The organism is Candidatus Poribacteria bacterium (assembly GCA_009839745.1).
Lineage (GTDB): Bacteria > Poribacteria > WGA-4E > WGA-4E > WGA-3G > WGA-3G.
This window is the reverse complement of the sequence record VXPE01000042.1, coordinates 75,593-94,447: the sequence shown is the minus strand read 5'-3', so window position 1 is coordinate 94,447 and position 18,855 is coordinate 75,593. Positions and strand designations below refer to the sequence as shown.

The following is an 18,855-nucleotide window of genomic DNA, read 5'->3' as shown; positions in this document are numbered from 1 at the left end:
TTTATGGCATAATAACTGAAAACTCTAAAAAAAAGGAAAAACATGAGCGGAAACCACAATACAGATATACCTCGCCCAGAGTACCCGCGTCCAGATTTTCAACGCGGAACATCAGAAGGCATCGACTGGATCTGTCTGAATGGTCCATGGGAATTCGCTTTTGACCCTGACGATATCGGTGAACAAGATCAATGGTTTGGTCTGAGATCTCCAACTACTGATTCCGTATGGACATTGCAAATACAGGTTCCCTATCCTTGGGAAAGCCTTGCGGCATGGGGCGACGAAGAACAAGCAGATAACACAACCTATTTGAGCAAAAACGCCTATATCACACCTGAAGAAGTCACCTGTGGCGGTTTAGAACGTGGGGGAAATTATCGGGAACAACCGAGACATACAATCGGTTGGTATCGCAAAATGGTCTCTATCCCCGAGAATTGGGGGGACAGACGCGTTATTTTGAAGTTCGGTGCCGTCGATTGGGAAACGAGTGTCTGGGTGAACGGTAAAATCATTGGTAAGCATGAAAACGGGTACCTGCCGTTTGAATTTGATATTACAGACGCACTCACACCAGGGGAACCCACTCTTATTGTCGTTCGGGCTTACGACGCGCAGGACCACGGCGAGCAACTCGCGGGTAAGCAGATAGGTTGGTATGAACGCACCAGCGGTATCTGGCAGTCTGTCTACTTAGAACCCAGAAACGAAACATACATCGCGGAGTGCCACATAACACCCAATATTGACAACGCTTCCGCCACGTTTGCCGTTAAGGTAGATGGAAACTTAGACCCAGAACTCAACTTACATTGGCGTTGCGACGGACAGAATGGAACAGTTGAAGTTTCTGGTAGCGATACACACTGGACCGTTACGATCCCTCCTGAACAACTCCGCTTGTGGGATGTGGATACGCCACATCTCTATCATGTGACCCTTGAATTGCTGGAGGACCCTAATCTAAAAATTGATAGGATTTACACCTACTTCGGAATGCGGAAGGTTTCCATCGCGAAAGCCCCGGGTGGGGATTATCAGTATATCTACCTCAACAACCGCCCTATCTACCTGCTGGGTGCGCTCAATCAGTCGTTTAACCCGGAAGGCGTGTATACGTTCCTGACAGATGAAGCGATCCGTAGGGATATTGAACGCGCGAAAGAATTCGGATTCAACTTCCTCCGACTTCACATCAAGGTAGATGAGCCGCGCCTTTACTATTGGGCTGACAAGTTGGGATTGCTCTTTATGTGTGACATCCCGAATTTTGGCGACTATACGGAGAAAGCAAAAGCACGATTTGTGGAAACACTTCATGGAAACATTGCACGTGACTACAATCATCCTTCAATCATCTCATGGTGCAATTTCAACGAAACTTGGGGACTCGGTAGCAGGGAGTATAAAGAGATGCACGAACGGCAAGAATGGGTACGTGAGATGTACCACCTCGCTAAATCTCTCGACACCACCCGCCTCATTGAGGACAACTCGCCCTGTTTATACGACCATGTAGAAACAGATATCAACTCATGGCACTTCTACATCAACGATTATGACCGCGCGAAAGAACACATCGCGAACGTCGTGGAAGAAACATACCCAGGTTCAGCATTCAATTACGTCGGTGGTAATGTCCAGAAGGATGCTCCGTTGATTAACAGCGAATATGGTGGCATCTCAGCAGGTGCCGGGGATAAGGATGTCTCCTGGTGTTTCAAATACCTTACCAACGAACTCCGCCTCCATCCGAAAATCTGCGGGTACGTCTATACCGAGTTGCAGGACATCGAGTGGGAACACAACGGTTTCATGAAATACGACCGCTCAATCAAGGCTTTCGGATACGATTATCTCGATATTAACACCTTAGATTTTATCGGTATTGATTATCCGCCTGGGACAACAGTTACAACGGGTGAGAAAGTGAAGGCTGACATCTATGCGAGCCATTTCTCACACAAAACCATCACAGATACAACACTCCACTGGCAATTGGATACGATGTCAGCAACGGGAAACATCACACGAGGCTCCGTTTCAGGAAGCGTTGATGTTCCATTCCCGCAGTACCAAGTGCAAAATGTGCATCAGCTTGAACTTACCATGCCTGATGTTCACCCCGCAGTCGGTACACTCCACGTCTGGGTAACAGATGGCACAGGTTCCGTTGTCGCCCGTAATTTCATCAACTTTGAGCATGTGGGAGGGGATTGTATCCCCGAAGTAAACCCAACAGTTGAATCAAAAGATTCCCAGATTAGTATCAACCACGACCCTGGAAGCGCGTCCAAATCATCCTGGGATGAACCCATAAGTGAAGCACAATTGTTTTCCGCAGCGGGAAGTGGTTACGTCGAATATGAGATTTCGTTGATAGAAGGGATCGATCCAGCAAATTCCGCAGAGATGGAATTGATCTTTGAAGCATCCAGCTCAAACGGTGGTGCACGTCAAACGGAACCTGAAAAACACCCATCCGATGTGACGATCTCTGTCAACGGTGTTGAAATCGAGACGATCCACATACCCGACTGTCCGGCGGATGCGCGCGGTGTGCTTTCTTACATCCACGGGCAACCCGGCATCTATGGCTACCTTTATCGGGTTAAGGTAGACCCGTCTATTGTTTTTGAGAACAAGGCAGACACATTAACAGTCCGATATGAAGTGAAAGCAGATGCTGCGGCGAAAGGAGGGTTTGCACTCTACGGTGCACGTATGGGTAGATACCCGACTGGACCCCATTTTTCTCTACGTTGTTAATGATTAAATCTGAGATGCTGCGTCTGACGTTTTATAGTGAGAATGTAGTGTTCCAATCCTAAAAAAACATTTATAACCTAAAGCAGGTTTTTTACCAATTTTAGATCGATGCCGACAACGGAGGCATCGCCCAGGAGGAATAGTTAAAAAGATGGCAAGTCCTGAGTTTGTATTCACACGTCACCCCAATTTAGAAATTTCTTGGCCCTACGTACACGAACAGATGGTGAGTCGCTTAGAAGAATTAGGTGTAACACTCGTCCTGAACACAGACAACCGAGACCCTATTCACGAACAGATCGACTTAAGCGAAACCATCGGACTATCTCACTTCGGCGGAAACCTGACTGAAGCCTGTATCGCGGCAGCCCCGAACCTGAAGGTGTTCGGAGCGATGACCGACAATTCTGGACACGGTATCCCGTATCAGGCACTTCAAGCACGGGGTATCCCTGTGATTGAATCGACACGGGCGTGGTCGCAATCTGTAGCAGAATGCGCTTTCGGTCTGGCATTGTCTTCACTGCGTCGGACAGCACAATGGCACCTGCGGATGGCACAGGGCGAAAAACTGTGGGATTGGGAAAACCCGATGTGGGGTTCGCTAAACGCACGTGAAAGCGGTGCACCCCTGGATAAACTCCCTGCCGCACATCAGTTCTGTGACGACCCCGATTTCGTCAACGGTGATCTCGGAACGAAACGGATAGGTGTTATCGGACTCGGGCAAATTGGCGGAAAGATCGCAAAATGGTGCAGCGTCTTCGGCGCGACGGTGATGGGCTTCGATCCTTATGTACCGGACGAACTTCTCCAAGAATGGAACGTGCAACGCGCCGATATGGACACACTCGCTGACAGTTCGGATATCGTTTTCGTGGCGGTTCCACCAACACCTTCAGCCAAACATCTGTTGAATCGAGAACGCATCTATCACTTACGCAAAGGGAGTTTGGTTGTCGTGATTACACGCGCCTTTGCTGTTGATATGGACGCATTACGAGAACGCATCGTGAAAGACGAACTCGCGGGTGCCTTCGACGTTTACGATATCGAACCGGTTCCCATTGACGATGAACTACGCAATCGGGACAACGTTGTTCACACACCGCATATCGCAGGGAGAACAATAGACTCCAATTTACGCGTGGCGGACATGACTGTGGACGATTTTGTGCGGGTCCTAAAAGGCGAAGCACCTATCGGTGCGTTGACACCGAAAGCAGTTGAGGTACGAACTTCACCCACCCCGAGTCAATAGAATAGCCATCGGAAACCATCGGCAGTCAGCCATTAGTTTTAAGAATAGGACTTACGCACTCCCCCGGTAGGGGCGGTTTCCTAACCGCCCCGAATGCGTCCAAATATACGAAATTTACGGATTTTGCGTAAGTCCTGAAGAAGTTGTAAAGTGTGCTAAAGTTGAGAAGTTGTAAAGTTTATCCTAACTTGCAAACTTTAGGAACTTGCAAACTTTCTACTGACGGTTGACTGCCGACAGATACAAAAAATGTCAACTGAAACATTGTACAAAAACCTTATCCGTCCAAACATCGCGGATATGGCACCCTATACGCCGATAGTTCCTTTCGATGTGCTGAGTAAACGCCTTGGTATCCCCGCTGAAGATATCATAAAACTTGATGCGAACGAGAACCCCTATGGTCCCTCTCCTTCCGTTTATCGCGCCCTTGCCGATGAAAAGGACTATCACATCTATCCAGACCCGGACAGTACTGCCCTCCGTCAAGCCCTGAGCGAGTACACAGGTATTGATGCAACGCATATCATCGCCGGACAGGGTGCAGATGAACTGATTGATCTTATTGTTCGACTCTTCGTCACCCCTGGAGACGCGGTCATCAACTGTCCGCCAACGTTTGGAATGTATCGTTTCGACACGGAACTCAACGGGGGCAAAATTATTGATGTTGAACGAAAAGCAGACTTTTCCTTAGACACCGAAGAAGTTGTTAAGATCGTAGGGGCTGGGTTACCCAGCCCCTACAGCAACATCAAAATCCTCTTTATCACCAGCCCAAACAATCCTGACGGCAGTGTTCTGAGGGATGCTTGTCTTCAGAGACTTCTTCAGTTGCCACTCATTGTTGTATTAGATGAAGCCTATATTGAATTCGCTGGAGGCAGTCGTGCAGACTGGGTTTTGGAACATGAAAACTTGATTGTGCTTCGGACGTTCAGTAAGTGGGCAGGACTTGCAGGGTTACGGGTAGGCTACGGTGTTTTTCCCGACTGGATAATTTCACACCTGTTAAAAATCAAGCAGCCCTACAATGTAAACGTCGCAGGGTCAGCCGCGGCAATGGCTTCATTGTCAGATGTCCGTCAACTCCAGGAAAATATTAGGAAAATCGTAGAGGAGCGTGAACGTCTCTATGCCGCATTGCGAAATTTTGATTTCTTGGAACCTTATCCGAGTGAGGCGAATTTCATCCTGTCAAGGGTTGTGGGAAGAGATGCGGCGGGATTGAAAGCGGCGTTGGCTGAACGGGGCATCCTTATCCGATATTTCAACACCCCCCGCTTACGAGACCATGTCCGGATCAGCGTCGGTAAACCGTCACAGACATCCGTCCTTTTGGAAGCATTAGAAATTGTCGGCTCACAATAATCAAACACCCACCAAAAATCGAATATCCCTGAAACATGTAAAACTCAGACACTCATGCAAGCCAAGGCACATGTTGATTTCTCAGGTAGAGCGTGAGGAACTCTTGGAGCTGCAGGCGGGCATTGCGGAGATGGCTCTTGATAGTGCCTTCGGAACGTCCGATTTCTGCGGCGATGGCTTTGATGGGCAGTTCGTGGTGGTAGTAGAGCAGAAAGACGCGTCGGCAGATGGGGGTGAGTGCCGTTAGGGCTGTCTGAAGATGCTCTCGGAGTTCTGCGCGTTCAACGTCACGACTTGGACACAGGACAGTCTCGGTAATGCGGTTTTCGTCAATGAGATGCAGCGGTTCGGTGTCATCCTTTTGTCTACGGGAATGATCGGTGCAGACGTTTTCAGCAATCCGATATAGCCAAGAATAGAAAGCGGCATCGCCTCGGAAACTGCTGATAGCGCGAAATGCCCGAAGCCATGTCTCTTGTGTCAAGTCCTTGGCAAGTTCAGAGTCTACAACGCGTCCGTTGATGTGATGATATAGGCGGTCTTGATACCTGCCAACAAGGGGAGTAAACGCTTCAGGGTCGCCGGCTTGTGTGCGTTCGATGAGGTGTTTTTCGTCCAGCGTCAACAAAGTTTAGGGGTTCCTTTCATTTCAGCAAGGATGTGGTATTGAGGTGAAGAGTTCGCCGCACGCTTGCTTTCTCCAGTGTTACTTGTTTCGGTTGGATGTCTATTACAATGGTGTCTTTGTCGAGTGTCTCGCCGAGGGAGCCGGTATAGGTTCTTCTCGCAGCCGTGCGTTCGAGGATCGCCTGTTTGGGTGTGTTACCATCCGTGGGGAGGATCGTGCCAAGCAAGCGATAAGGTTCGCGGGGACGTTTGGAGGTCCAACCGAGCGGACAGAACAGGTTGTTGTCTATAAGCGTCCGGTAGAAGTCCGAGTCTTGAAAACTGGAATCCGCGTCCTCTGCCTTTTTTAGGGTGCAGATGCTGTTTCCCGCCCCGGTGTGTTGACCGTGTTCTTCGACTCGGAGGTGGCTATCGGTTGAGTCTGCGGGAGTGTCAGCAAAATCAAGCAGAGACAGATAACACCGCTACACACGGCGATGGTCACCCAATGTTTTCGATGGTTTTTTGACATGATGTTTTCCCAATGAAAAAGAAGTGCAGTCCGCGGTGTGATGTGGGAGGGTTCGTCTGTTGGGTTTATTCATTGCCAGTTTTCTCCTTTTCGATGTGGATGGTCTTTTCGGGTGGAATGCGAATCGGGTCCTCCTGTGTGCCTGTGTAGATTTCGTAGGTTTCTACGGGACAGAGGGTGATCTGTGTGCCTGCTTTGAGGAAGCTTTCAAACCACCAGGCGTTCTCGCCGCGTACGTGAAAGGTGTATTCTTCCCCCGCCGGCGTGTATCCTGTGATGCGGACGTTTTCCGTATTGACTCGGTGTCGATCAGAGATTGTCAACTTCAGTTTTTCTTTCATAACAACTCCTGTGAAGTAAAAAAGCCGTGCCTGCCAAGAGTATCTCTGCCGACAGCATCCAGAGGCGACACAGCAGTGCTACCAACGTTGCCTGTGAGGTAGGCATATAGTTCGCGAGTAACAACCCCAGCAGCCCCTCTCGAACCCCTAAACCTCCGGGGGTTAGAAAACTCAAAAACCCGGCAATCCAAGCAAACGCAAAGCAAGCTGTCAGAATACCTGCATCTATCCAGGGCATAGGAGCGAAGCTTCGGACGAATAGGTAAAAGGCGATGCCTTGACACATCCATAAGAGGATGTGGTTGACGAGAACACTCACACACAGGAGCGCATTTTTCAGTATCAGTGTGAGTGTTTTTACAAACGCTCCGGCGTAATGTGTGAGTTTGGGTATCAAAAAGACAAAAACCGCCATCATGCCTATAACTGCAAGTGTCAACAGCAATGTGTGTGCTGACACTTTTTCAAGGATTTCTGTTACGGTGTCCCGCATCTGTTTTGAAAACAGCAGTGACATCGCAATTACCCCACCGAGTGCCGTTTCAATACCAACGTGTCCGGTCAAACTGCTGCCTACCGCGGTCTTGCTCAAGCCGAACCGATGACTTAACGAGAGGAGCCTCACAACCCCCCATATCCGTCCGGGGAGGTAGCGCGTGATGTTGGCGAGATGGAACAACGTAAAGGCATCGCGAGAAGAGACAGTTTTGCCTGTAATCCCACTCAAGAGTCTTGCAAAGGGCGAGATATACAGACTCCGGTAAACAAGCAACATCCCAAATGAAGCGATCAGCCAGTGGTACTGTAGGTGAAAGGTGGCATCTTTTAGATGCGTGTGTGTCTGCACGAAGGGCTTGATGAGAAAATACAGGAGTATAACAGCAATGAGGGGTCCTAGGGATTGACGAAAAAAAATCATTACTGTTATATCCGTGTTTTTCCTTGCGAAGCAGAAAGGTCGCCATGCTGCTGGATGCTATGATCAGTAATGAAGCATCAGACTTATCAAGCCAATCTGAGATTTTGTCTATGTCTAACACGCTCATCTCAGCGTTAGCATCGACCCCTTTCATGAGGAATGCCTCAAGTCGTAAAGCATCAATCTCGATGTCGTTGATTTCAAAACAACCTATCGCCTCGGTCTTGTCTGAATTGGCATCAAATCTTTCGAGTCGTAAAGTTTTCATCTTCGGGTCCTCTGAAGCCGCACCTCGGCGTTCTCTGCGAAAAATTGTAAAAGGTGATAACAATGGAATTAAGGGGCATTGTCAGTGTGTTCCTTAGCGCAAAGGCGATAAATCCAAACATAGTCGATGTCGTTTAATCGCACCACATGTTCAAGTTCACGAGCGTCTTCTTCGGTGGGTTGCCACTCATCCTCTTGGTCGGCGTTCTTTGGAGGTGGATCTACAGGTGGTCCGAGAATCTGCCTATCATATAAATACTCCACCTCATAATCAAAAGTATTGGATGCGTTGGTGTTAGATTCTTGCAGTGAGGTATCCTTGATGAGATAGGAAACCATATCCCCAGAAAACGGACTCAACCTTACTCGTAATTGAGATGCGTTGGGAAGCGAGTTTAGATAATCTGCAGCTAAACTTAAACCAGCACCTGTGATACTACTGGTGTTCATAGCGATCCACTTCCCGGATAAAAGCGGGTAATAATACGTACGATAATATGGATGGAGTCGCAAAATGGGTGCGATTTGTAGCATAAGGAGAGCAGCTATAAGGATCAGTTTCCACTGTTTTTTCTTAAACAACGCTACCGCTTCGATCGCCCCCAACGTAGTCAAAAGACTCACAACTGGTAGAAAAACTACAATGTACCGAGATATCTTCTTCGACGCGATAGTAAGCCCGACGAGGTAAAACAGCACAAAGAGTCCAAGGACTACCACAACAGAAAACATTTGTTGCCTACTGTTTCGCTGTTGCCATACGCGATAGATCGCAAAACCGATTAACGGGAATGTTAAGGGGGTGCTCCATACCAACCACATCACTGGAAAATAGAGAATTCCAGGGTTGTATCGGATTTCCCCTAAGAACAACGTCGGAACAGCATTCGCTTCAGTGACTGCCCAATGCATCGCATCCATAATATGTGGTATAGAGGATACTAAGACACCGACTGTCATAAAGAGGCCATAGGCTAAAATCAAGAGTTCAACGCGAGTTAACATAGAATCTGTATCGCTTGAAAGTTTTCTACTACACCAGACTAAATTTGCACCGCATCCGATGAAAAGGATCGGGAATACCGGTATATTCCAAAGTTTGAAGGTGGTAGTCCACATATAGGGCCAGACAACCGTCACCGTCATCAGTGCGGACATCATCCACAATAGCGCACTGCAAACCATTTTCGCCCAGGGCACATTACGGTATATGATGTACCATCCGAGGAGGAGTGGGAGAAATAACAGAAATGCGCAGGCAACACTTTTGGAAAGACAGGCAAGTCCGAAACTGATCCCCGAGAGAACGAGATCGCTCCGCCGGAACCTTTCATTTTTCAGATAACAGAGCCACAACAGCAACGCTAAAAACAGAAACAACGACGTTAAAGCGTCTGTGTGTGCCCGTCGACTTTCAGCAAGCAAAAACGGCTCAACGGCTAAAAAGAGCGTGCCCAGACACGCTGTGGTTCTGCCAAACAAACGGTATATGAGGATGCCTGCCAGTAGTATGAGAATACCTGTCACGACACCTACTGGAAACCGGATACTCGCCAGTATCTCTGGGGTCAGAAAGCTATGGTTATGGTTAAGCCAACTTTCGGATAAGCCATCACGCTGGGATCTGTACCAGATAGCCATACTGCCCAACCAGCAGGTTGTGACACCCGGATGATACGTGATGTATGTTTTTCTGAACTGCTGAGTTTTCATCGCGGATAAGAATTCGCGCGAGCGTTCCATCCATAAAAACTCATCGCTTGCCCAGTGTGCTGAAAGCGATGACAGGCGCGGTAAAAACGTCAGCAAAACCAAGAATAAAAGGAACACACTGATTATAACGAACTTTCGCACTGATGAATCCTCCTTCACTTTGGTAGAACAACAAAAATATCCGAAACTATACCTCAACTCGCACCCATGCGAGATTCGCTCCAGATAGAAGCACGATGAAATATAGAACTAACAATAACAAATCTACTGTTGCTGTGTTGATATCTTTACTGAAACTTAGCGTATCTTCAAATTTCGGTATTGCCCGTGGGCTTACGGGCTTCTTGGAAATCCCTTCCCGAACTCCTATGAGATGGAGGCTCTGCGGATCGGCTCTATCAGTATCAACAATGAATTGTCGGTATTCCTGTGCGTACTCCTGCGTATTCTCCACGAATTGGACATGCCGTTGAAGTCCGGTCCCCGCGAAAGCTTCCAAAAGGTGTTGGAGTACCGCGGCGGGTGAGATACGGGTTAGCGGGCGAGCGCGTTGGATCTGTGCAATCCGTTGGGTTAAATAGGTTTCCCGCCACTGCTCCTGCTGTGCTGCGTCCTTGAGGATATATTCACTCCTTGCCTGCGATGTTTTGTAGGATTCATCTTCCCATATTCGACTGTTGTATTCATCCGAGAGTTCATCATGAAGTTGCGAACCCTGTTCCCAAAATTGATCCGAGGACATAGGTTTTGAAAATTTGCTTGCGATTGCGGCAGAGGTTTTGGGTATAAAAACGACCAAGGTAACCCAGGTCAACAGAAGGATCACAATGCTGACGGTACTACGTTGTGCGAGTGCCGACACAAGCAGCCCTAACGCGAGGAAGAGCGAGGTATAAAGGAGAGCAATACAGAAGATCATCGCTAAACGTCCCCAGGCATCGGCAGTGAGATGGACATCAACGGATGTAGAAATTACCAAAAGGTTTACCAATGTAGCAAGCGTGAAAAGGAGGCTAATGCTGATAAATGCGCCTAAAAACTTTCCGATAAGGACAGTATGGCGTGGGATGGAATTTGCCAACATCAAGCGGAGTGTCCCTCGCTCGCGCTCACCGGAAATCGCATCAAAGGTAAAAAGGATGGCAATGAGACTTAAAATATATGCGATGATAAAAGCCCAATCCGCTTTGTTAACGTCTGGACGCACATTCTCTCGATTCAGCGGGGCATCTGGATATGCCAGCTGCCAGAAGCCTTTAAAGTCGTCGGCGTAGGTAAAGAAACGTCCCGCATCAACAACGTTGGGAAAGAAGGATTCACTCCCATCGGCACAGAAATAGAGTGCAGTAGGTTTTTTGTAAAGGTTGCCGGGACCCTGTTGTGCCAGTTCATACAGATCCGACCGCGATGTTAATGCGCTCAAAGATTCCGTGACAGCCTTGCGATAGGTCTGTATCCGCTTTGGATGGTCCCGGAGATGTCCAAGGGCATTGGTGAGCATCAACGCCAAAAACAAGACGGTTGTCAGGGCAAATCGAAGGCTGTTGAGGTTATCATAGAATTCACGTTTTACAATATGCCATACCATCTTTTTCTCATACCTCGTATCGTTTATACTTCGATTTTGAGGAAAACCAGAAAAGTTATTGTAAACAGGACAGCGTTAATTATTAACAGCAGAAACAGATCCGGTAGCGCGCGTTTTGCATTTACTGCAACATCGTTGCCTTGAAAAGAGAACTGTGGTAGCAGGCTCCAATCCACCGCTCCCTTGTCTGCCGAGAACCATTCTCGAGATCCAAAGGCATCGGTATCGTAGAAGTAGTCGAGGACTGTCTGTCGGTAGCGTCGAGCATCTTGAAAAAAATCTCGGATACTGAGCAGATCTGTACCTGCCCAAGTTTGTGTCACCGCATCATAGATCCCAAGGGGTGAGAGTTTCAACCAAGATGTCTCCACAATTGCTGGCTGCATGTAGATTGCCTCCAGAGCGGGTTTGCGTACGATCCAGGTTTTGTTCGAGATGTCAAGTGTGCGTCGCCCCACAAAGCGGTAATAACTCTGTGCGTGCGGTACTTGGGGTTGAGATTCATCTAAAAGCGTCTCATAATATAATCCATGTTGGGTGTAATACTGTAATGTTGATGGATTGTCATCACCGGTCCGAAAACTGTAGCCTCGCCCGATGATGCCAAATTCCCAATCCTCACCTGGCACCGGGTCATTGATGAGAAACTGCTTCCGTTCCGTGTCAAATTCCTCCCATATCTGTTTGATTTGATTGTAAGTGGAGTGCGCGGTGGCTGCCGGGGGCGTCGTTTCGATTGCGGTAAGAATCATATTTGGATACACTATCACTAAAAACCCCCAGACGAACATGGAGAGCATGAGTGCGATGCTGGTGGAACGCGTCGATACGGAAACCAGCATGCCGATAAGGTAGAAAATAGACAAATAGGTGAGTGAGGAGAAAACAATCCCGCCGATGCAGAAAAAATCATGCATGCTCAGGGAAAAAGAAGCGGAAGTCGTTAATAAAATCAGCGAAAAAAGCAGACACAGCAAAAGCGGCACGAGCAGGCAGAGCATTGCGCTGATGTATTTTGCAATCAAGATATGACCACGCCGAAGTGGATGTATCAGGATCAAACGTAACGTCCCCTGCTCACGTTCCCCTGTGATGGCATCGTAGGCAAACATGAGTGCGATCAGGCTCAGAACAACCTCAAAGATAAAGACGAGATCTATGGATGTGAAAACATTGAGAAACGGATTATCTCCCCCGTGTGTGCGTGCATCCCAGAGGGTCGGGACAAAATTCGGAGATATCCAAGTTTCGCTCCCGATCCGTTTATCCAGACCGACGTTGAAAATACTTAAAGGGTTGGGTGGTCGGTCAACAACCAAGGCATCCTCTGAATAGGTTTTCGAGGCGCGTAAGAGCTGCTGATGTGTTTTCACGGCAGTATTGTAGCTTACGAGTCGCTGCTCGTAGTCATAGAGAAGCACGTTGGTATTGGTGACAACCAGCAATAGCATAATGAAGACTGCAGCGGCGAAACGGAACGTCATCAGATAATTCAGGAGTTCTTGGCGGATGAGTGTCGTTAGCATGGTGTCTACCTCACTGTCCTATGTCCAGAGCCAAACGCCCCGCGTTCGCTTGGACTGTGATGTTCCCTTGATGGGCGGCTGTATCTAAAGAGATTCCGAGTTTATTTCTTCTATTCGGTTTGACCCAGAAACTTCCATTTTCCCATGAGAATTTTGCCAGAGCGCGTCGCCGCGTGCGCCATGATTTATCAGTGAGCTGGATATGAATCAGATCCTTCGGTTGGAAGAGCGATGCCTGCCGATGATGAAACAGCGCAGTGGTGAGATTTAATTCCTCGCCACTTAGCCAATCTATGAACTCCAGTTTTAGCGATTTTCCGCCAATTCCGTCCGTATGGCACCGGCTACAGGAACCCTTTAAGGGGATGCTTCTGTCAAATTCCGATAAAAGGACGTTCGGGATTTCTGGAACAGCTGCTCTCTGAACTTCGATTAAATCCATAGATCCATCCCGCCATCTGGCTCGGACTAGCCCCAGCGGGCGCGCAGCCGGATGCGTCCACATCTCCAAGAGTGGGTCAAGTTCCCCATTGGATGAACGAATATAAGCGAGAACGTGTTCACAGTCAAGGGTCCCAAAGGAAGTTAGCATGGCTTGGTTTCCTAATCTTTCAATAACGATAGGATTTGGTGGAAACTTTAGGGCTGGAAACGGAAACGGGATTGCATTCTCAATAAAATAAAAGCCGCGTTGTTCAATTCCCGGTCGAAGATTCGTATGGTCCAACAACCGCCAAATCTCAATATCTTTTTTATTGAGTTTCAAGAGTCCATCGGTTTTGAGCCAAAACCTATTCATATCCTCACGATCTCGTGCCGCGATGGAGAAGGAGATTTCCCGACGTTCTCTGTTTGTTTGCAAGTGATAAACCGCAGACTCACCAACCTGCCAGTCTTCGATTTTCAGTTGTTCAGGAGCAATGAATAGGTGTCTAACACTTAGTGGAACTCTCTCAATTTGGAAATCTTCAGTGGCTTTCCATTGCTTATAGAAATCAAAAAAGATCAATATTGTCAAGATGCCAGTGATACCTATAATACTGGCGTATAAGATCCGAACTTTCATATTATGAGTCCTCTTGAAATCGAACAAAACCGTTTGGGTATATTTCACAAACGCCTGTCTTTGTGACCGAACGAGATGAGAGACGGTGTCTTACAACGACTCGATATTTTCCGGGTGTGGGTGCGGGGACATCCATCGCTATGGCATTTGAATCGGTGTGGAGTAACTCGCTGCCTTGGAAGGAGACATTTTTTATCAGCATAGACACGTCGCTATCTTCAGCGAATTCCACCGAGTCTTTATACCAAGATACATCACATTCAATTGGATGTTGCCACGGCGTAACGAGGAGCATTTGATCCGGTTCCATCTCATAATAGAAGCAGAGCGTCACAACAGATGACTCTTGCCCGTTTTCGTAGATCGCCAGACGTTCAACCTCAGGAAACTCCGGCGTAGTGTCCTCGCGCTGGAGCATATCTATCCAGTATAGGGTCTGACCGCGGCTATCGCAATATACGGGGTTTAAAGAACCATCAGATTCAAGAGTCCGAAGTAACATTGTCTCAGTCTCGCTCATATCATTCCAGTGTGTGAGGATATATTCAACACCAAATGCCCTTAATGCAGGCAAGACATCTTCATGTTTTGACTCAGCGAATATCTTTATGAGTTCATCTTCAGCCCTCGGAGAGAATCCAGAATAACCATTAACGAGGCGTTGCCAATGGAATGTGCTGTGATATATGTAGCGAGCCGTTGGTTCTAGACCCTCTTCTGAGGGTAAAGCCGGCAGTGGGACTTCAATCAATGCTGTGTCGGACGGTAGTTTTTTGACGTACTGATATACAGGCGGTAATTCCGCCAATGTGCCCGGCACCTTGATGAGTCTCACAGGGACGGGCCAGAGTTCAAAAATTGACACCGCAATGAGGCATACAACCACTGGCCAACGCCATCGTGAACGAAAACGACGACATATCCATAACACACCGACACTGGCAAGTATAGCGAGAAAGAGTGCTAGAAAAATAGAAAAACGATACGGGGAACGGATGGATGAAAACCCAGGGACAAATTTATAGAGGAGGTTATACGGAGAGAACCAAGTGATAATCCGGTAGATACCCAATCCTTTGGTGTGGATCGGGGTAAATGCCATACCCAGTGAGAGTATGAATGCGACGCATGCCATCGTAATATAAAATATACTATATCGTCGGAAAGACGGCAGTCGCGTCGGATTGCTTACTGAAAGTGTTTCACTATCAGATTTGCTGTTCCGTTTCAGGATCTGACTTTTAAGTAGGGTGAATGTTCCAATGATTGCTAAGGAACACAGCATTCCGCCCAAAAAGAGACTGCTTCCTGGGATACCTTCCCCTAAAACGTGTTTGTAAATTAAGCTACTTGAAGACGGCTCCAGGTACCTTCTAAGTACCGCGGATAGTGCCCGGACAATCTCTTCAGACCTATCAAGGGACATCGCCTTTTTTGCGATCTGCATTCCGTATGCCAAGGGCAGAAGTCCGGCTATTGAAATCGCTATAGCCACGCCTCCTCTCGTCAGGTGTCGCCATCGGAATAAATCTCGGTGCCAAAATACAAATGGAAAGCAGGCGACAAAGATACTTAAAAATACGGCTTGTGCTAATTAACTCTCTGTAGATTTAGATTTCACAGTATTAATCTTTTGCCACTTGTAATTTGACAGCTTCGGTTCATACTGCCCCATTTTTAAACCAAAGTCTCTATATGAAAACAAAGAGGCAATGGAATCAAGGTTCAATTTACAACGAAAACCCAACAACTGTGAAATTTAACAAAACACATGGTCAATTAGCACAACGCGTTAGATTTGTAAAAATAGTAAAGGCGTTCTGCTCCTATCGCATCTCGTGAAAGAAATAGACTCTGGGTAGCCTCATCCCACACAGCAAAAGCATAATATCCGATAAGATGGGTGGAGACATCGTGTTCGACAAGATTATAAAGGTGAAGGGTAAGTTGAGCATCACACATATCTGTCCCACCAGCAATTCCCGATTGACTCAAAAAACGAATGACTTCATTTCTATTATGGATCGTTCCAACCCAAATGATATGTCGGCCCGTTTTTAGAGTTCCATCAGTTTGCCTAACAGTAGTATATTGACTTCTACCATCTGCATGAAAGTAGATATTCACGGTAGGACTTACCTTCCTGAAGGTACTTCCTAATTTCGCTTTTAAAGTCATGAAAGCTTGTAATTGCGATGCTGGCTCTCGAAAGAGGATACCGGAAATTCTATTCATAATCGCAAGCATTCTCAAATGAGTAAAGCCCTCCAACGATTTTTTCATCTCCACTAACTACCACTCCGTTGACTTGAACCCAAGCGTGCGCCCTGAATGGAAAGATCGAAACTCCCATGCACACAACAGCAGGAATGTTTCTACGGCGTAGCATCATCGCAAAGGCAAGGGAATAATAAACACAGTCAGAATTAAAAATCATAAACTTTACAGCAAGATCTACTGCCTTTTTTACTTTTTTGAGCGTTTCCTTATGACTGTCCGGACTTGAGGAAAAAGAAGGTGTATCAAAGTATTTAACGTAATGCTGTATCCCCCTAGATTTCAAAGCGAAAAATATTAGGAGAATTCTGAGATAAGCCTCGATTATTTTCATATTGCTCTAAACCAATTTAGCGGATTGTATAAGATGTGACCTAAAAACCACCAAGTACAAAAAAGATTTTATCAATATTGAGAGAAATCGTGTAAATTAAAAAAAATACATCTATGAGTGCATCGGAACCACCCAAATTCGATGTTTCTTTACCGAAAACTGCGTCAAGCACCTGCTATCGTTTCTGTGCATGAAGTTTTTTTAAGCGACTTCCATTCCTCTCGCTTCGCCCAACTGATGAGTGTCGTCGGGGTCACACCAAGCTGTTTGGAAATCTCGCGATACCCGCTCCCGTGAAAAGTTATCAAGCATCAGCGATGTTAATATTCATGTTGGTAACTCTTCAGGACTTCTTCTACGGAACGGGTATTTGGAAACCATCCGACGATTTTCTGCAAGACCTCGTCCAGTAACACATCGGGGCAAGAGGCACCAGCTGTCAACACAATGTCGTAGGGGCTGGGTTTCCCAGCCCATTCTCCATCTATTGCGGGCGAGGGGACTTCGCCCCTACGCTGATGGTTTTTTGGAAAAAGCCAATCCTTTGTGGTCTTCACCTGCTTTGTTTCTAAATCAAGGTGTTGAATCTCTTTAGGGCTCAGTAACTCGTCTGCATCTCGAATGAAATAGGTAGGGAGACGTTGTTGACAGAGCTCCACAAGATGACTTGTATTCGATGAATTATAGCCTCCGACGACCACTGCGATGTCACCACCATCAGCAATGAGTGCGAGCGTTGCGTCTTGATTTTCCTTAGTGGCATAACAGAGCGTGTCCCTTGTATCGGCGAAATGTGTCGATATCTCAGTGTCCCCGTATGTCGTCCGGATCGCCTCTCGTAGTAAATCAGCAATTGCCTGTGTTTCGGTAGCAAGCATCGTTGTCTGATTGACAACACCGATGCGTTTGAGGTGGACAGTGGGATCAAAACCGGGAGAGAATCGGTCGGCAAATTTCTCGAAGAAGAACGCTGCATCTTTTTCACCGGATATCACCTTGGCTAACGCTTGAGCCTCCGAAAGGTCCCGAACAACCACGACAGGCGCACCTGCTTGGGCATGGGAAAATGTCGCCCGAGTTTCTTCATGGTAGCGTTTGCCGTGGATCACGACAGTGTAATCCTGCTTTCCGATTTCCTCACTCCGCCGCCAAACTTTTTCAACAAACGGACACGTCGTGTTATAGGCTGTGAGGGTAACACCACGCGCCCTGAGAGACTGCTCTATTTCAAGGGTTGTTCCAAAGGCAGGCACGATGACAACATCGTCAGGCATTAGAATGTCGAAGGGGAGGAGTGGCGTTCCCGCGGTATCCATTAGGAACCGGACACCGCGATGTTTCAGGTTCTCGTTGACATGCGGGTTATGGATAATCTCGGAGAGCAAAAAGATACGCTTGTCTGGATTCTCTGCTAACGCCTGATAGGCAATCTCAATGGCATTTTCAACACCGTAGCAGAACCCAAAATGGCGGGCAATTTTAAAGCGGACAGGTCCGAAGTCCAGTAAGGTCGGTGAAAGATCTCGCTTTCGGGCATCCGTTTCTCGACGGGCGTGTTTAACGACCGAGATCACCGGACTGTGATAGAAGTGAGGGAGCTTAAAAGTCCTTGGCATTCTTTTAACTATGGGCCTTTGGTCACCGCTCCACTTCGTTACGCGGTGGTTTCCGATCCTCCTATACCTGGATTGGGACGCGGACACTTTTTAACTTCTGTTCTCTCTGCCCGGTACTTGTCACGCCTTCCATCATAATTTAGCCACCGCCACAAACGTTTGACCAGCCCCCTGGCCTAATCAGATATGTCAGTTTAACTAAATTTTTTTAGGCACTCAGGACTTTTCGTCCCTTGGCGCGGCGGCGCGCAATGGTTTGCCTTCCATGCCGCGTGGACATCCGTTTCCGAAAGCCGAGTTTGTTTTTGCGTTTCCGACGATGCGGTTGATATGTGCGCTTCATGTCTTTTTAATTAGAGCCCCTTGGGCTGCTCTCCATTTGATTACGAGCAGGTTCTTGATTAATTCCCGACTGGGTTTGTGATATATACTCAAATGATATTAGTCTTGGCTTTAAAATGATACCTTATTTATGGATGTTTGTCAAATTTTTCATACCGCTCGCTTAACTTACCAAAAATCAACTTGATAAATTTCGATTTCAGTCCAGAATATTTTCTCAATGGAAGTGGCAGTATGAGATTTTTGTGCCAACCGCATCTGTAGCCTGCAACACCGGCGCAGGCGGATTTTAAGGAACGCAGGGTAAAGTTCTAACGCACGTCA

17 protein-coding genes are annotated in these 18,855 nt (G+C 47.4%); 4 read left to right on the top strand and 13 right to left on the bottom strand.

The window, feature by feature from the left end; all coding sequences use genetic code 11:
- The first annotated feature begins 42 nt into the window (after positions 1–42).
- From F4X88_07290 to hisC, 3 genes are all read left to right on the top strand, one after another.
- On the top strand, positions 43–2,772 hold the full coding sequence (locus F4X88_07290) for a glycoside hydrolase family 2 (protein MYA56081.1): 2,730 nt from the start codon (positions 43–45) through the stop codon (positions 2,770–2,772).
- 151 nt (positions 2,773–2,923) lie between these two features.
- Entirely contained in the window at positions 2,924–4,033 is a 1,110-nt protein-coding gene (locus F4X88_07285) for a hypothetical protein (protein MYA56080.1), read from the top strand.
- A 249-nt stretch (positions 4,034–4,282) separates the two neighbouring features.
- The gene (gene hisC, locus F4X88_07280) at positions 4,283–5,404 is read left to right on the top strand and encodes a histidinol-phosphate transaminase (protein MYA56079.1); all 1,122 of its coding nucleotides are present in this window, start codon (positions 4,283–4,285) and stop codon (positions 5,402–5,404) included.
- Between the two features lie 52 nt (positions 5,405–5,456).
- Here hisC and F4X88_07275 read toward each other — a convergent pair whose 3' ends face one another.
- The gene (locus tag F4X88_07275) at positions 5,457–6,032 is read right to left on the bottom strand and encodes a sigma-70 family RNA polymerase sigma factor (protein MYA56078.1); all 576 of its coding nucleotides are present in this window, start codon (positions 6,030–6,032) and stop codon (positions 5,457–5,459) included.
- 43 nt (positions 6,033–6,075) lie between these two features.
- On the opposite strand from F4X88_07275, the gene F4X88_07270 reads away from it, so the two are divergent.
- The gene (locus F4X88_07270) at positions 6,076–6,381 is read left to right on the top strand and encodes a hypothetical protein (protein MYA56077.1); all 306 of its coding nucleotides are present in this window, start codon (positions 6,076–6,078) and stop codon (positions 6,379–6,381) included.
- A gap of 226 nt (positions 6,382–6,607) precedes the next feature.
- Here the strand turns inward: F4X88_07270 and F4X88_07265 are convergent, their stop codons facing one another.
- The 12 genes from F4X88_07265 to F4X88_07210 all read right to left on the bottom strand — a co-directional run bounded on the left by F4X88_07265 (position 6,608) and on the right by F4X88_07210 (position 18,532).
- Positions 6,608–6,883, bottom strand: coding sequence for a hypothetical protein (locus F4X88_07265; GenBank protein MYA56076.1), 276 nt, complete (start codon positions 6,881–6,883; stop codon positions 6,608–6,610).
- Positions 6,852–7,802, bottom strand: coding sequence for a hypothetical protein (locus tag F4X88_07260; protein MYA56075.1), 951 nt, complete (start codon positions 7,800–7,802; stop codon positions 6,852–6,854). Before F4X88_07260 ends, F4X88_07265 begins: the two co-directional genes overlap by 32 nt.
- 336 nt (positions 7,803–8,138) lie before the next feature.
- Entirely contained in the window at positions 8,139–9,923 is a 1,785-nt protein-coding gene (locus F4X88_07255; GenBank protein ID MYA56074.1) for a phospholipid carrier-dependent glycosyltransferase, read from the bottom strand.
- 46 nt (positions 9,924–9,969) lie between these two features.
- Positions 9,970–11,370, bottom strand: a complete 1,401-nt coding sequence (locus tag F4X88_07250; GenBank protein ID MYA56073.1) for an ABC transporter permease subunit — start codon at positions 11,368–11,370, stop codon at positions 9,970–9,972.
- 23 nt (positions 11,371–11,393) lie between these two features.
- The gene (locus F4X88_07245; GenBank protein ID MYA56072.1) at positions 11,394–12,896 is read right to left on the bottom strand and encodes an ABC transporter permease subunit; all 1,503 of its coding nucleotides are present in this window, start codon (positions 12,894–12,896) and stop codon (positions 11,394–11,396) included.
- Between the two features lie 10 nt (positions 12,897–12,906).
- On the bottom strand, positions 12,907–13,962 hold the full coding sequence (locus F4X88_07240) for a hypothetical protein (protein MYA56071.1): 1,056 nt from the start codon (positions 13,960–13,962) through the stop codon (positions 12,907–12,909).
- A 1-nt stretch (position 13,963) separates the two neighbouring features.
- Entirely contained in the window at positions 13,964–15,457 is a 1,494-nt protein-coding gene (locus F4X88_07235; GenBank protein MYA56070.1) for a hypothetical protein, read from the bottom strand.
- Between the two features lie 284 nt (positions 15,458–15,741).
- Positions 15,742–16,245: a hypothetical protein gene (locus tag F4X88_07230; protein MYA56069.1), complete on the bottom strand. Its 504-nt coding sequence runs from the start codon at positions 16,243–16,245 to the stop codon at positions 15,742–15,744.
- Complete coding sequence (locus tag F4X88_07225; GenBank protein MYA56068.1) at positions 16,190–16,573, bottom strand: lasso peptide biosynthesis B2 protein; 384 nt, start codon at positions 16,571–16,573, stop codon at positions 16,190–16,192. The genes F4X88_07230 and F4X88_07225 overlap by 56 nt, the downstream gene beginning before the upstream one ends.
- Before the next feature lie 164 nt (positions 16,574–16,737).
- The gene (locus tag F4X88_07220) at positions 16,738–16,881 is read right to left on the bottom strand and encodes a hypothetical protein (protein ID MYA56067.1); all 144 of its coding nucleotides are present in this window, start codon (positions 16,879–16,881) and stop codon (positions 16,738–16,740) included.
- Positions 16,882–16,893: 12 nt separating this feature from the next.
- A complete protein-coding gene (locus F4X88_07215) occupies positions 16,894–18,189 on the bottom strand; it encodes a 4-hydroxy-3-methylbut-2-enyl diphosphate reductase (protein ID MYA56066.1) in 1,296 nt (431 codons plus the stop codon).
- 208 nt (positions 18,190–18,397) lie between these two features.
- Positions 18,398–18,532, bottom strand: coding sequence for a 50S ribosomal protein L34 (locus F4X88_07210; protein ID MYA56065.1), 135 nt, complete (start codon positions 18,530–18,532; stop codon positions 18,398–18,400).
- Between the last annotated feature and the right edge of the window lie 323 nt (positions 18,533–18,855).

Bases quoted from the DNA above. Each gene is read 5' to 3' on its own strand.
- F4X88_07290 (MYA56081.1), top strand. From the start codon at position 43: ATGAGCGGAAACCACAATACAGATATACCTCGCCCAGAGTACCCGCGT.
- F4X88_07285 (MYA56080.1), top strand. From the start codon at position 2,924: ATGGCAAGTCCTGAGTTTGTATTCACACGTCACCCCAATTTAGAAATT.
- hisC (MYA56079.1), top strand. From the start codon at position 4,283: ATGTCAACTGAAACATTGTACAAAAACCTTATCCGTCCAAACATCGCG.
- F4X88_07265 (MYA56076.1), bottom strand. From the start codon at position 6,883: ATGAAAGAAAAACTGAAGTTGACAATCTCTGATCGACACCGAGTCAAT.
- F4X88_07260 (MYA56075.1), bottom strand. From the start codon at position 7,802: ATGATTTTTTTTCGTCAATCCCTAGGACCCCTCATTGCTGTTATACTC.
- F4X88_07250 (MYA56073.1), bottom strand. From the start codon at position 11,370: ATGGTATGGCATATTGTAAAACGTGAATTCTATGATAACCTCAACAGC.
- F4X88_07245 (MYA56072.1), bottom strand. From the start codon at position 12,896: ATGCTAACGACACTCATCCGCCAAGAACTCCTGAATTATCTGATGACG.
- F4X88_07240 (MYA56071.1), bottom strand. From the start codon at position 13,962: ATGAAAGTTCGGATCTTATACGCCAGTATTATAGGTATCACTGGCATC.
- F4X88_07230 (MYA56069.1), bottom strand. From the start codon at position 16,245: ATGAAAAAATCGTTGGAGGGCTTTACTCATTTGAGAATGCTTGCGATT.
- F4X88_07225 (MYA56068.1), bottom strand. From the start codon at position 16,573: ATGAAAATAATCGAGGCTTATCTCAGAATTCTCCTAATATTTTTCGCT.
- F4X88_07215 (MYA56066.1), bottom strand. From the start codon at position 18,189: ATGCCAAGGACTTTTAAGCTCCCTCACTTCTATCACAGTCCGGTGATC.
- F4X88_07210 (MYA56065.1), bottom strand. From the start codon at position 18,532: ATGAAGCGCACATATCAACCGCATCGTCGGAAACGCAAAAACAAACTC.